Below are 11,070 nucleotides of genomic sequence, written 5' to 3' on the forward strand. Positions count from 1 at the left end.
CCCATGGAGTCTGTTGACAATCGAGGCACAAGGAATTACTTCAGGAAACCCTGGTAGTGACGCATCATCATTTGAGCTTCGATTTGCTTCACTGTTTCAAGGGCAACCCCGACAACAATCAGTAAGGCTGTGCCTCCGAAAGATACCGGCATGCCTGTAAAATTAAGAATGATCATCGGCATCATGGCAATGGTCGCTAAAAAGACAGCGCCGGCCAGTGTAATGCGATTCAGCACTTTTGCCAGGTAATCGGAAGTGGGTTTTCCAGGGCGAATGCCAGGGATAAAACCACCATTTTTTTTCATATTGGATGCAATTTCAACGGGGTTAAACGTGACCGCTGTGTAAAAGTAAGTAAAAAAGATAATCAGCAGCGCGCTCATCAGAGCATAAATGTAAATCCCCGGGCTGCCGCTGGGTGAAAGCCATTTGGCAATGAAAAGGGCAAATCCACTGTTTTCGCCCACAAAGAACGCAATGGTCTGCGGAAATGCCAAAATTGACATGGCAAAGATCACAGGAATAACACCTGCCTGATTCACCTTCAACGGAATATGGGTGCTTTGTCCGCCGTACATTTTTCGGCCAACAACTCGTTTTGCGTATTGTACAGGAATCTTACGCTGACCTTCCTGAATAGCCACTACACCTGCAACAATGAACATCGCCACGATGGCAAAAATAACAAGTGTAATGATGTGAATTTCGCCCTGTCTGGTCAGCATGAAGGTGCGGTACACCCCATCAGGAATCCCTGCCACGATACCAGTGAAAATCAGAAGGGAAATTCCATTGCCAATTCCATGCTCTGTAATCTGCTCACCTAACCACATGAGGAACGCTGTTCCAGCCGTCAGAGTTAAGATCACCACGATAATGCTGAAGGTGTCACGCCGAATCAGGGCTCCCCGGAACAGTCCCACACTGATGCCAGTAGCTTGGATCAACGCAAGGACCACTGTTCCATAACGGATATACTGGGCAATTTTCTTTCTTCCTTCTTCGCCTTCCTTTGACAACTCTTCGAGTGCAGGAATTGCAATGGTCAACAGTTGCATAATAATGGAAGCAGTGATGTAAGGAGTAATACTGAGAGCAAAGATGGTCATGTTTCCAAAAGCTCCGCCGGAAAACATATCAAACATTGACAGGAGCCCTGCATTCTGAACGATATCTCGAACATAGTCAATGTTCACACCTGGCACCGGAATAACTGCCCCGAGGCGGAAGATCATCAGCATCAGCATGGTAAATGTCATTTTTTTGCGCAGGTCCGGGATTTTCCAGGCATTTCTCAGGGTAGCGAGCAATTAAATCACCTCAGCCTTTCCGCCGGCATTTTCGATCTTCTCAATGGCGGATTTGGTAAATTTAGCAGCTTTTACCGTCACTTTTTTTGTCAGTTCGCCATCGCCAAGCACTTTCAATCCGTCTTTTTCGATTTTTTTGATGGCGCCAATTTCTTTCAGTAACTCAGCACTCACTTCTGTCTGATCTTCAAAGCGGTTGAGCTCGTCCACATTGATGAGATTGTACTGTTTTTTGAAGATGTTTGTAAAGCCTCTTTTGGGAATTCGTCTTGCCAAGGGCATTTGTCCACCCTCAAATCCAATACGAACGCCGCCGCCGCTACGGGAACGCTGTCCGTCGCCGCCTCGGCCGGCACTTTTTCCAAGTCCTGATCCGGTTCCCCGGCCTTTACGCTTGGTTTTATGAACACTGCCTTTGGCAGGTCTGAGTTCATGCAGTTTCATGGTCACACCTCCTGTGCTTAAATCTCTTCCACTTGAACCATGTGCTTAATAACTTCTATCATCCCATTCAAAGATGGGGTCATTTCTTTTTCCACTGATTGCCCAATCTTTTTCAGGCCAAGGGCCGCCACGGTTTTACGCTGCTTGGGCAGTCTTCCGATCAGGCTTTTGGTCAGTTTAATTCTCACTGTCGCCATGATGTTTCACTCCTAACCCATAATTTCTTCTACGGTTTTACCCCGCAGACGAGCGACGTCTTCAGCCCGCTTCAGCTGTTTTAATCCTGCCATGGTCGCATTTACCATGTTGCGGGAATTGTTTGATCCCAGGGATTTGGCTCGAACGTCTTTGAGTCCAGCCAGTTCCAGTACTGCACGTACCGGGCCGCCGGCAATGATTCCGGTACCTTCAACCGCAGGCATGATTAAGACTCTGCCTGCACCAAAGTGGCCTTTGACTTCGTGGGGTATGGTGGTTCCCAGAATTGGCACCTGAATCATGTTCTTCTTGGCATCTTCAATGCCTTTTCGAATGGCATCCGGAATTTCCATTGCTTTACCGGATCCAATGCCTACGCGACCGTTTTCGTCACCGACGACAACAATGGCTGCGAAACGGAAGTTCCGACCACCTTTGACAACTTTGGTGACGCGTCTAATATCAACAACTTGCTCTTTAATGTCAAGTTGTGAAGCATCAATTCGAACTTTCTGCATGGTTTTCCCTCCCTCCTAAAACTTCAGACCGGATTCCCGTGCGCCTTCGGCGAGGGCTTGCACCCGTCCATGATAGATGTAACCGCCACGGTCAAAGGTAACGGTCTCAATGCCTTTTTCTTTGGCGCGCTCTGCCACCAGCTTTCCGACAATTGCTGCTGCTTCTTTGGAACCCGTGGACTTCACCTGTCCTTTTACCGGTTGCTCCATGGAAGAGGCGGATACCAGTGTGATACCTCTTGCATCATCAATTACCTGTGCATAAATGTGGCTCAGGCTGCGATAAACATTTAATCTAGGCCGTTGTGCTGTACCGGCAACTTTGTTGCGCAGGCGCATATGCCTTTTTAAACGTAAGCTATTTTTACTGGGCTTCTTAAGCAACGTGTGACACCCCTTTCATTGACTATTTGCCGGTTTTTCCTTCTTTACGACGAATGATTTCGCCGGCATATCGAACACCTTTGCCTTTGTATGGCTCAGGCTTGCGGTAAGCTCTGATTTTAGCGGCATAGTTGCCCACCAGTTGCTTATCAATTCCTTTAACAATAATTTCTGTTTGAGAAGGCACATCAAGTGTAATCCCTTCTGGCTCTGTTAACTCAACGGGATGAGAATAGCCGAGGCTCAAAACAACCTGGCTGCCCTGCTTGTTGGCACGGTAACCAACACCAACGATCTCCAGCTTCTTTTCAAATCCTTTAGTGACACCTTCAACCATGTTGGCCACCAGTGACCGCGAAAGGCCATGCAGGGATTTATGTTTTTTAAGATCGGAGGGCCGGGTAATAGTAACGACACCATCTGCCACTTCGACCGAAATCTCTTTGCTGATTTGCTGGGAAAGTGTTCCCATAGGTCCTTTAACCGTTACCAGGTTCTTTTCGTCGATTTTAATCTCAACACCCTGTGGCAAATCAATTGGTTTTTTTCCAATTCTGGACATGCTTCCACCTCCTGTTCGATCGCCGGAGATTACCAGACGTAAGCGATGACTTCGCCGCCTACACCTTGCTCTCTGGCTTGTTTGTCAGTAATCAGACCTTTTGATGTTGAGATAATGGCAACACCCAGGCCTCCAAGTACTTTGGGAACGTCATCTTTGTTGGCATACACCCGGAGTCCCGGTTTTGAAATTCGCTTGATGCCGGTGATGACTTTTTCGTTTTCACGACTGTATTTCAACTGAATGCGGATGATTCCCTGTTTGCCGTCTTCGATGACATCAAAGCTTTTGATGAAGCCTTCCGCCAGCAAAATACGCGCAACTTCCTTTTTGATGTTGGAAGCAGGAACATCTACCGATTCATGCTTTACTGCACTCGCATTTCTGACTCTTGTCAGCATATCCGCCAATGGATCAGTCATTGTCATGGCATTACCCTCCTTCCTGGTTTACCAGCTGGCCTTGCGAACCCCTGGTATTTGTCCTTTGTATGCCAGTTCTCTGAAACAAATCCGACAAATGCCGAACTTGCGTAGTACTGCGTGCGGTCTTCCGCAACGCTTGCAACGTGTATAGGCACGTGTGGAATATTTCGGTTGTCTCGATTGCTTTACTTTAAGCGATGTTTTAGCCACCGGCTTGTCCCTCCTTTAATTACTACTTTGCAAACGGCATACCCATTAATCGAAGTAGTTCACGACACTCCTCATCCGTTTTGGATGTGGTGACAAAGATAATATCCATGCCGCGTGTGGTTTCCACTTTATCATAGTCAATTTCCGGGAAGATCAGATGCTCTTTGATTCCCAGTGAGTAGTTTCCCCGTCCGTCAAACGCTTTTGCACTAACACCTCTGAAATCTCGTACGCGGGGAAGGGCAATGTTCATCAGGCGATCAGCAAACTCATACATCTTCTGGCCCCTCAGGGTTACTTTTGCTCCCACCGGCATTCCTTCACGCACTTTAAAGTTTGAAACTGATTTTTTTGCCCGGGTGACAACGGGTTTTTGTCCAACGATGAGTGTCAGTTCACCGACTGCCGACTCCAGCGCTTTGGCATTGTCTTTTGCATCGCCAAGCCCCATGTTGACGACAATCTTTTCAAGTCTTGGAATTTCCATGACTGATTTATATTGAAATTTCTCTTTCATCGCAACAGCAACTTCAGTGTTATACTTTTCTTTCAATCTTGCCATCGGTGGTCGTACCTCCCTTCTCCATCAAATTAATCAAGTACTTCTCCAGTTTTTTTGCTTACACGCACTTTTTCGCCGCTATTGAGCATTTTGAATCCAACCCGAACACCTTGATTGGCTTTCTTTTCAAAATACATGACGTTTGATACATGAACGGGAGCTTCTTGGGTAACAATGCCACCCTGCTGGATTTTTTGAGTCGCTTTCTGGTGCTTTTTAACCATGTTGACACCTTCAACGATAACCCGTTGCTCTTTGGGGAACACTTGGAGAATCTGGCCTTTTTTGCCCTTATCCTTACCGGCGATCACCACAACGGTGTCTCCTTTTTTTACTCGCATGCAGCACACCTCCTTTTATAATACTTCCGGTGCCAGCGAGACAATTTTCATGAATTCCTTGTCCCGAAGTTCTCTGGCCACGGGTCCGAAAATACGGGTTCCCACAGGTTGTTTATCGTCTTTGATAATGACTGCCGCATTCTCGTCAAAGCGGATATGAGTTCCGTCTTTACGACGTACAGTGGCATTGGTGCGAACAACCACAGCTTTAACAACTGTTCCTTTTTTGACAACTCCGCCGGGTGTTGCGCTTTTAACAGAACAAACAATAATGTCACCAATTCTTGCATATCTTCTTCTGGTACCGCCAAGCACACGAATGCAAAGCAGTTCCTTTGCACCTGAGTTGTCAGCAGCTTTCAGCCTGGATTCCTGTTGAATCATTGCGGCCCCTCCTTCCAATGTAAGTCTTACTTCGCTTTTTCGATGATTTGAACCAACCGCCATCTTTTATCTTTTGACAGTGGTCTGGTTTCCATGATTCGAACGCGATCACCAGCTTGACACTGGTTCAGTTCGTCATGGGCTTTGAATTTTTTGGTCCGCTTCACTGCTTTTCCGTACAGCGGATGTCTTTCCTTATTCACAACGGATACGACAATGGTCTTATCCATTTTATCGCTGGTAACCATACCGACTCTTGTTTTTCTGGCTTTTCTTTCCAAGACAAGGGCCTCCTTTCACGTAAACTCCGTATGGGATCAAAGCGGACTATCCTTCGTTGATTTCACGCTCACGCAAAACAGTTTTCACACGTGCAATATCTCTTTTGACATGGCGGATCCGCAAAGGGTTTTCCAGCTGACCGGTTGCTAACTGAAAGCGCAGGTTAAACAGTTCACCTTTATGATCGGTCAGTTTCTGTGTCAATTCTGCACTTGTCATATCTTTCAAAGCATTAGCTTTCATCAGCTTCACCACCTATTCCTTCTAATTCTCTTCTGGAAACAACTTTGCATTTCACGGGCAATTTATGCATTGCCAGACGCATTGCTTCCCGGGCTTTTTCTTCAGACACACCGGCAATTTCAAACATTACCCGGCCTGGCTTAACAACTGCAACCCAAAACTCGGGAGCACCTTTACCAGCACCCATGCGGGTTTCAGCTGGCTTCTTGGTTACCGGCTTATGTGGGAAAATTTTGATCCATACCTTACCACCACGTTTGATGGATCGGGTCATGGCAATACGTGCTGCTTCAATCTGATTAGAGGTGATCCATGAGGCTTCAGTTGCCATCAGGCCAAAATCACCGTATGAGACTGTATTTCCTTTCATCGCGCGGCCTTCCATTTTACCCCGGAAAACACGGCGGCGTTTAACACGTTTAGGCATTAACATGCACGATTCCTCCTTCCTGTCACATGTTGCTCAGGCTGACACCTGTATCATGATGACGCTGCGTCAGTTATTGAGCCGCAGCTTCCTTTTTTTTGTCTGTTTTCTTTTCAGGAAGTATCTCACCCTTGTAGATCCAGACTTTTACACCCAGTTTTCCATAGGTGGTAGTGGCTTCATGGAACCCATAATCAATGTCTGCCCGCAATGTGTGCAGCGGCACATTTCCTTGATTATAGCCTTCGGTACGAGCAATCTCAGCACCGCCTAAACGGCCTGCAGTTGCAACCTTAACACCTTTAGCACCAGCGCGGAATGCCCGTTGCATTGCCTGTTTCATGGCTCGGCGGAAAGCAACACGACGCTCAAGTGATAACGCAATGTTTTCAGCAACAAGCTGTGCATCGATTTCTGGGTACTTGATTTCTACCACGTTGATCAGCGTGTTTTTTCCTGTCATTTTTTCCAGGTCTTTGCGAAGTTCTTCAACACCCTGTCCACCTTTGCCGATGACCATGCCCGGTTTTGCTGTATGAATGTTAACTTTCACCCGATTGTTGGCTGCTCGTTCAATTTCAATCTTTGACACGCCTGAAGTAAACAGCTTGTCTTTGACATATTTTCGAATGTTGCAGTCTTCAATCAGAATGTCGCCAAAATCTTTTTTGTTGGCATACCATTTGCTATCCCAGTCTTTAATAATGCCAACTCGTAACCCATGAGGATTTACCTTTTGACCCATTCTATCCCTCCTTACCCGGTTTTTCCCGTAATACGACACCAATATGGCTGGTTCGTTTCAGGATCTGTGAAGCCCTTCCCTGAGCGCGGGGTCTGAAACGCTTCAGCGTGGGGCCCTGGTTTGCATAAATTTCTGCCACATACAAGCTGTCTTTATTCATCTGATGGTTGTTTTCTGCATTGGCAATGGCAGATTTTACAATTTTTTCAATGACCGGTGAAGCACCACGGGGGGTAAACTTCAAAATGGCCAATGCTTCATCTACTTTTTTGCCTCTGATCAGATCGGCAACCAGCTTCGCTTTTCTCGGAGCAATGCGTACATGTCTGGCTACTGCTTTTGCTTCCATAGCCATAAACCTCCTTTCGTCGCTTTCAGTTTATCTATTTCCGTTTGCTGCTTTTTTCGGAATCGTCATGGCCACGGTAGGTACGTGTCAATGCAAATTCTCCCAGCTTATGCCCGACCATATCCTCCGTTATGTACACGGGGATGTGTTTGCGTCCATCATGCACCGCAATGGTGTGTCCGATCATTTGTGGAAAGATGGTGGATGCCCGGGACCATGTTTTGATTACTTTTTTGGATCCGCCATCGTTCATCTCTTCAATTTTTTTCAACAGTTTTTCATGGACAAAAGGTCCTTTTTTTGAAGATCTGCTCATTCTTGTTCCTCCCTTCGGCAGCTTTAACGTACGCCCTGCTTACTTCTTGCGTCGTTTGACAATCATCTTGTCAGATGCTTTGTTCTTTTGGCGGGTTTTGTATCCCAAAGCTGGTTTTCCCCAAGGAGTTACCGGCCCTGGACGTCCAATGGGTGCTCGACCTTCACCACCACCGTGAGGATGGTCATTGGGGTTCATGGCAGAACCACGCACCGTTGGACGAATACCCATGTGCCTGGTACGTCCTGCTTTACCGATGCTGATATTCTCATGATCAAGGTTGCCCACCTGACCGATGGTTGCACGACACTCAATCAGGATGTAGCGGATTTCTCCGGAAGGTAAACGCAACAGCGCGTATTTTCCTTCTTTTGCCATCAACTGAGCTGAGTTTCCGGCAGCACGGGCAATCTGTCCGCCTTTTCCGGGTTTCATTTCAATGTTGTGCACCACAGTACCGACGGGAATGCTTTTCAACGGCAGCGCATTGCCTACTTTAATATCGGCACCTTCACCTGACTCAACTTTATCGCCCACTTTCAAGTGGTTTGGAGCCAGAATGTAACGCTTGTCACCATCCGCATAATGTAGCAGCGCAATGTTGGCACTGCGATTGGGATCATACTCTATGGTTGCCACTTTTGCCGGCACACCATCTTTGTTTCTTTTAAAATCAATGATTCTGTATTTTCTCATGGCACCGCCACCGCGATGGCGAACCGTGATTTTACCCTGTGCATTTCTTCCCCCACTCTTTTTCAGGGGTGCCAGAAGAGATTTTTCCGGTTCTACTTTTGAAAGCTCCTCAAAGGTGGATACGGACATATGTCTTCTGGCCGGGGAAGTGGGTTTGTATTTTTTTATCGCCATAACTTTACCTCCTCCACAAAGCCGTTAATTACATGCCTTCAAAGAATTCAATTTCTTTGCTTTCTGCTGTCAGTTGAACAATGGCTTTTTTCCAGTCTGGGCGTTTGCCAACGTGGCGGCCCATTCTTTTGGTTTTGCCTTTCATGTTCATGGTGTTAACGCTGTCAACCTTCACCGAAAAAATCTTTTCGATGGCATTTTTAATCTCGGTCTTGTTGGCATTTTTGCGAACCACGAAGGCGTATTTTTTATCAGCCAGGCCGCTCATGCTCTGCTCAGTGACCAGAGGTCTTAAAATCACGCTGTACGGATCAAACATTATGCGTACACCTCCTCCACTTTCTCAACGGCATTTCTGGTGATGATGAAGCGGTCATACTTCAGAATGTCGTAAACATTCAGCGTATTCACCAGTGTTGTCTGTATGCCGGGAATATTTCTGGCTGAACGAATCACACTGTCATTCACCTGCTCCATGACGATGAGCGCTTTGCCGTCAACTTTAAGGTTCTTAAGGATGTTGGTCATTTCTTTTGTTTTGGGTTGTGTCATTTGCAGATCATCCAAAACAATCAGCGTTTCGCTGAGCACTTTTGACGACAGTGCCGATTTCAGCGCTAAACGTCTCACCTTTTTGGGCAGCTTATAGCTGTGATCCCTGGGCTTGGGTGCAAAAACAGTTCCTCCACCAACCCAGATAGGTGAGCGGCTGGACCCATGACGGGCACGACCGGTTCCCTTTTGACGCCATGGCTTTCTGCCGCCGCCTCTTACTTCTGCACGGGTTTTGGCAGACTGTGTTCCTTGTCGCTTATTGGCTAGCTGATTCTTAACAACAGCATGCATGACATGCGTGTTAATCTCTACGCCGAAAATGCTGTCGTTCAGCTGAATTTCACTGACTTTTTCTCCAGATACATTGTAAACGGGTACTGTAGGCATTTAAGCTCCTCCTTTCCAACCTATTTTTCCTGAGTTTTTCGAGCTTCTTTAACGAATACCATGCCTTTTTTGGGACCGGGAACGGCGCCTTTAACCAGAATGGCGTTTCTTTCAGCATCGACTCGAACCACTTCCAGATTTTGCATCGTCACGCGTACAGAACCCATTTGTCCTGGTAGCTTTTTACCTTTAAATACGCGGCTGGGGGAAGAAGATCCTCCCATGGAACCTGGATTTCTGTGATAGTGAGAACCGTGGGACATGGGACCGCGGCTTTGGTTGTGGCGTTTGATAACACCTTGGAAGCCTTTACCTTTTGAAGTGCCGGTAATGTCAACCTTGTCGCCCGCCACAAAGACATCGGCATTTAGTTCCTGCCCAACCTGATAGCCAGACGGATCTTTCACTTTGATTTCACGCAGGTACTTGCGGTAACCAACGCCTGCTTTATCAAAGTGACCCTTGGCCGGTTTAATGGTGCGATTCTCTTTGGTAGTGCTGAAAGCTATTTGAACCGCAGTATAGCCTTCTTTTTCTTTTGTTTTAATCTGTGTGACCTGGTTGGTTTCGACAGCGATGACAGTCACCGGGATCACGTTCCCTAGTTCGTCAAACACCTGGGTCATACCAACTTTTCTACCCATTAATCCTTTCATGTTCAAAACACCTCCTGTTAATCTTACAGCGGATTGCGTCAGCAATCATACTAAGATTGATCTTCTATGAAAGATCGATCAAACAATCGCTGCTTTCCTATAACTTGATTTCAATATCCACGCCCGCTGGCAAATCCAGTTTCATAAGTGAATCGACCGTCTTGGGTGTGGGGCTCAGAATGTCAATCAAACGTTTGTGAGTGCGCATTTCGAACTGCTCTCTGGAATCTTTGTGTTTGTGTACCGATCGCAGGATGGTAACGATCTGCTTTTCAGTAGGCAGGGGGATTGGCCCTGACACATCGGCACCACTTCTTTTAGCAGTGTCGACAATCTTTTCTGCCGATTGGTCCAGCACCTTGTGATCATACGCCTTCAATCTGATTCTGATTTTTTGTTTTGCTTTAGCCATTTGCTAACCTCCTCCATTCGCACGTTTTCGTGCGACAGGACATGAACACTGCTCCGGGTGTGTTGCATTTTTTTAAATCCGAAACATTTCTATCCAGTCGCCTGATTCTTAGATCCGACATTCTCCACGGAAATTCCCCTTCGAAAGGCCACCTTCCGCTTCATCGCATAAAATGGGACACTTAAGTATTTTATAATACAATTGCAAGAAAAGCAAGATGATTTGACTGTTTTTTTCTGCAAAAACCAACTTTATTAACTTCTTTTTTTGTGCGCCTGCCCATCATCTGAAATTAAGGTAAAAAAGGACCAGGCTTTTGCCTGGTCCCCTAAGCTGCTTCACATCGTGATCGGCTACAGCAATTACTCGATGATCTGAGCGACAACACCGGCACCTACTGTTCGGCCGCCTTCGCGAATGGCAAATCGCAGGCCTTCTTCGGTGGCGATGGGGCTGATCAGTTCGATGTCCATGGTGATGTTGTCACCAG

The 11,070-nt window shown here is 46.7% G+C and carries 23 protein-coding genes; all 23 read right to left on the reverse strand.

What is annotated here, in order from left to right:
• Positions 1-35: 35 nt before the first annotated feature.
• On the reverse strand, positions 36-1,259 hold the full coding sequence (gene secY / locus AAIG11_RS16950; RefSeq protein WP_343187421.1) for a preprotein translocase subunit SecY: 1,224 nt from the start codon (positions 1,257-1,259) through the stop codon (positions 36-38).
• A 51-nt stretch (positions 1,260-1,310) separates the two neighbouring features.
• The gene (rplO, locus tag AAIG11_RS16955; protein ID WP_343187422.1) at positions 1,311-1,754 is read right to left on the reverse strand and encodes a 50S ribosomal protein L15; all 444 of its coding nucleotides are present in this window, start codon (positions 1,752-1,754) and stop codon (positions 1,311-1,313) included.
• Positions 1,755-1,771: 17 nt separating this feature from the next.
• Positions 1,772-1,951: a 50S ribosomal protein L30 gene (rpmD, locus tag AAIG11_RS16960; RefSeq protein WP_283410658.1), complete on the reverse strand. Its 180-nt coding sequence runs from the start codon at positions 1,949-1,951 to the stop codon at positions 1,772-1,774.
• A 12-nt stretch (positions 1,952-1,963) separates the two neighbouring features.
• Complete coding sequence (gene rpsE / locus AAIG11_RS16965; protein WP_283410659.1) at positions 1,964-2,470, reverse strand: 30S ribosomal protein S5; 507 nt, start codon at positions 2,468-2,470, stop codon at positions 1,964-1,966.
• Between the two features lie 15 nt (positions 2,471-2,485).
• On the reverse strand, positions 2,486-2,854 hold the full coding sequence (rplR, locus tag AAIG11_RS16970; protein WP_283410660.1) for a 50S ribosomal protein L18: 369 nt from the start codon (positions 2,852-2,854) through the stop codon (positions 2,486-2,488).
• A 22-nt stretch (positions 2,855-2,876) separates the two neighbouring features.
• Positions 2,877-3,416: a 50S ribosomal protein L6 gene (gene rplF / locus AAIG11_RS16975; RefSeq protein ID WP_343187423.1), complete on the reverse strand. Its 540-nt coding sequence runs from the start codon at positions 3,414-3,416 to the stop codon at positions 2,877-2,879.
• A 29-nt stretch (positions 3,417-3,445) separates the two neighbouring features.
• Positions 3,446-3,844: a 30S ribosomal protein S8 gene (gene rpsH, locus AAIG11_RS16980; protein ID WP_283410662.1), complete on the reverse strand. Its 399-nt coding sequence runs from the start codon at positions 3,842-3,844 to the stop codon at positions 3,446-3,448.
• 21 nt (positions 3,845-3,865) lie between these two features.
• Positions 3,866-4,051: a type Z 30S ribosomal protein S14 gene (locus tag AAIG11_RS16985; protein ID WP_283410663.1), complete on the reverse strand. Its 186-nt coding sequence runs from the start codon at positions 4,049-4,051 to the stop codon at positions 3,866-3,868.
• 22 nt (positions 4,052-4,073) lie between these two features.
• Positions 4,074-4,613 carry a 50S ribosomal protein L5 gene (gene rplE, locus AAIG11_RS16990; protein ID WP_343187424.1) on the reverse strand — a complete coding sequence of 180 codons (540 nt, stop codon included), beginning with the start codon at positions 4,611-4,613 and terminating at the stop codon, positions 4,074-4,076.
• A 29-nt stretch (positions 4,614-4,642) separates the two neighbouring features.
• Entirely contained in the window at positions 4,643-4,954 is a 312-nt protein-coding gene (gene rplX, locus AAIG11_RS16995) for a 50S ribosomal protein L24 (protein WP_283410665.1), read from the reverse strand.
• A gap of 15 nt (positions 4,955-4,969) precedes the next feature.
• The gene (gene rplN / locus AAIG11_RS17000; protein WP_343187425.1) at positions 4,970-5,338 is read right to left on the reverse strand and encodes a 50S ribosomal protein L14; all 369 of its coding nucleotides are present in this window, start codon (positions 5,336-5,338) and stop codon (positions 4,970-4,972) included.
• A 26-nt stretch (positions 5,339-5,364) separates the two neighbouring features.
• Positions 5,365-5,619, reverse strand: coding sequence for a 30S ribosomal protein S17 (gene rpsQ / locus AAIG11_RS17005; RefSeq protein WP_343187426.1), 255 nt, complete (start codon positions 5,617-5,619; stop codon positions 5,365-5,367).
• A gap of 46 nt (positions 5,620-5,665) precedes the next feature.
• Positions 5,666-5,863, reverse strand: coding sequence for a 50S ribosomal protein L29 (gene rpmC, locus AAIG11_RS17010; protein ID WP_283410668.1), 198 nt, complete (start codon positions 5,861-5,863; stop codon positions 5,666-5,668).
• Positions 5,853-6,296 (reverse strand): 50S ribosomal protein L16, encoded by a 444-nt coding sequence (rplP, locus tag AAIG11_RS17015; protein WP_283410669.1) that lies wholly within the window; start codon positions 6,294-6,296, stop codon positions 5,853-5,855. The genes rpmC and rplP overlap by 11 nt, the downstream gene beginning before the upstream one ends.
• A 67-nt stretch (positions 6,297-6,363) precedes the next feature.
• Positions 6,364-7,035, reverse strand: a complete 672-nt coding sequence (gene rpsC, locus AAIG11_RS17020; protein WP_343187427.1) for a 30S ribosomal protein S3 — start codon at positions 7,033-7,035, stop codon at positions 6,364-6,366.
• Between the two features lies 1 nt (position 7,036).
• The gene (gene rplV / locus AAIG11_RS17025; protein ID WP_283410671.1) at positions 7,037-7,384 is read right to left on the reverse strand and encodes a 50S ribosomal protein L22; all 348 of its coding nucleotides are present in this window, start codon (positions 7,382-7,384) and stop codon (positions 7,037-7,039) included.
• A 34-nt stretch (positions 7,385-7,418) separates the two neighbouring features.
• Positions 7,419-7,700 carry a 30S ribosomal protein S19 gene (gene rpsS / locus AAIG11_RS17030; RefSeq protein WP_283410672.1) on the reverse strand — a complete coding sequence of 94 codons (282 nt, stop codon included), beginning with the start codon at positions 7,698-7,700 and terminating at the stop codon, positions 7,419-7,421.
• 39 nt (positions 7,701-7,739) lie between these two features.
• Positions 7,740-8,570 carry a 50S ribosomal protein L2 gene (gene rplB / locus AAIG11_RS17035; protein WP_343187428.1) on the reverse strand — a complete coding sequence of 277 codons (831 nt, stop codon included), beginning with the start codon at positions 8,568-8,570 and terminating at the stop codon, positions 7,740-7,742.
• 28 nt (positions 8,571-8,598) lie between these two features.
• Positions 8,599-8,889 (reverse strand): 50S ribosomal protein L23, encoded by a 291-nt coding sequence (rplW, locus tag AAIG11_RS17040; protein ID WP_343187429.1) that lies wholly within the window; start codon positions 8,887-8,889, stop codon positions 8,599-8,601.
• Positions 8,889-9,512 (reverse strand): 50S ribosomal protein L4, encoded by a 624-nt coding sequence (gene rplD / locus AAIG11_RS17045; protein WP_343187430.1) that lies wholly within the window; start codon positions 9,510-9,512, stop codon positions 8,889-8,891. Before rplD ends, rplW begins: the two co-directional genes overlap by 1 nt.
• A gap of 20 nt (positions 9,513-9,532) precedes the next feature.
• Positions 9,533-10,168, reverse strand: coding sequence for a 50S ribosomal protein L3 (gene rplC, locus AAIG11_RS17050; protein WP_343187431.1), 636 nt, complete (start codon positions 10,166-10,168; stop codon positions 9,533-9,535).
• Positions 10,169-10,265: 97 nt separating this feature from the next.
• The gene (rpsJ, locus tag AAIG11_RS17055) at positions 10,266-10,580 is read right to left on the reverse strand and encodes a 30S ribosomal protein S10 (protein WP_283410676.1); all 315 of its coding nucleotides are present in this window, start codon (positions 10,578-10,580) and stop codon (positions 10,266-10,268) included.
• Between the two features lie 362 nt (positions 10,581-10,942).
• The coding region (locus AAIG11_RS17060) for an EF-Tu C-terminal domain-related protein (protein WP_484477167.1) at positions 10,943-11,070 on the reverse strand (128 nt) is incomplete at its 5' end.

The sequence above is a fragment of the Anoxynatronum sibiricum genome, assembly GCF_039414295.1.
Lineage (GTDB): Bacteria > Bacillota > Clostridia > Peptostreptococcales > Tindalliaceae > Anoxynatronum > Anoxynatronum sibiricum.

Coding starts and splice junctions, on each gene's coding strand:
- secY (WP_343187421.1), bottom strand. CDS start 1,259: ATGACATTTACCATGCTGATGCTGATGATCTTCCGCCTCGGGGCAGTT.
- rplO (WP_343187422.1), bottom strand. CDS start 1,754: ATGAAACTGCATGAACTCAGACCTGCCAAAGGCAGTGTTCATAAAACC.
- rpmD (WP_283410658.1), bottom strand. CDS start 1,951: ATGGCGACAGTGAGAATTAAACTGACCAAAAGCCTGATCGGAAGACTG.
- rpsE (WP_283410659.1), bottom strand. CDS start 2,470: ATGCAGAAAGTTCGAATTGATGCTTCACAACTTGACATTAAAGAGCAA.
- rplF (WP_343187423.1), bottom strand. CDS start 3,416: ATGTCCAGAATTGGAAAAAAACCAATTGATTTGCCACAGGGTGTTGAG.
- rpsH (WP_283410662.1), bottom strand. CDS start 3,844: ATGACAATGACTGATCCATTGGCGGATATGCTGACAAGAGTCAGAAAT.
- rplE (WP_343187424.1), bottom strand. CDS start 4,613: ATGGCAAGATTGAAAGAAAAGTATAACACTGAAGTTGCTGTTGCGATG.
- rplX (WP_283410665.1), bottom strand. CDS start 4,954: ATGCGAGTAAAAAAAGGAGACACCGTTGTGGTGATCGCCGGTAAGGAT.
- rplN (WP_343187425.1), bottom strand. CDS start 5,338: ATGATTCAACAGGAATCCAGGCTGAAAGCTGCTGACAACTCAGGTGCA.
- rpmC (WP_283410668.1), bottom strand. CDS start 5,863: ATGAAAGCTAATGCTTTGAAAGATATGACAAGTGCAGAATTGACACAG.
- rplP (WP_283410669.1), bottom strand. CDS start 6,296: ATGTTAATGCCTAAACGTGTTAAACGCCGCCGTGTTTTCCGGGGTAAA.
- rpsC (WP_343187427.1), bottom strand. CDS start 7,035: ATGGGTCAAAAGGTAAATCCTCATGGGTTACGAGTTGGCATTATTAAA.
- rplV (WP_283410671.1), bottom strand. CDS start 7,384: ATGGAAGCAAAAGCAGTAGCCAGACATGTACGCATTGCTCCGAGAAAA.
- rpsS (WP_283410672.1), bottom strand. CDS start 7,700: ATGAGCAGATCTTCAAAAAAAGGACCTTTTGTCCATGAAAAACTGTTG.
- rplB (WP_343187428.1), bottom strand. CDS start 8,570: ATGGCGATAAAAAAATACAAACCCACTTCCCCGGCCAGAAGACATATG.
- rplW (WP_343187429.1), bottom strand. CDS start 8,889: ATGTTTGATCCGTACAGCGTGATTTTAAGACCTCTGGTCACTGAGCAG.
- rplD (WP_343187430.1), bottom strand. CDS start 9,512: ATGCCTACAGTACCCGTTTACAATGTATCTGGAGAAAAAGTCAGTGAA.
- rplC (WP_343187431.1), bottom strand. CDS start 10,168: ATGAAAGGATTAATGGGTAGAAAAGTTGGTATGACCCAGGTGTTTGAC.
- rpsJ (WP_283410676.1), bottom strand. CDS start 10,580: ATGGCTAAAGCAAAACAAAAAATCAGAATCAGATTGAAGGCGTATGAT.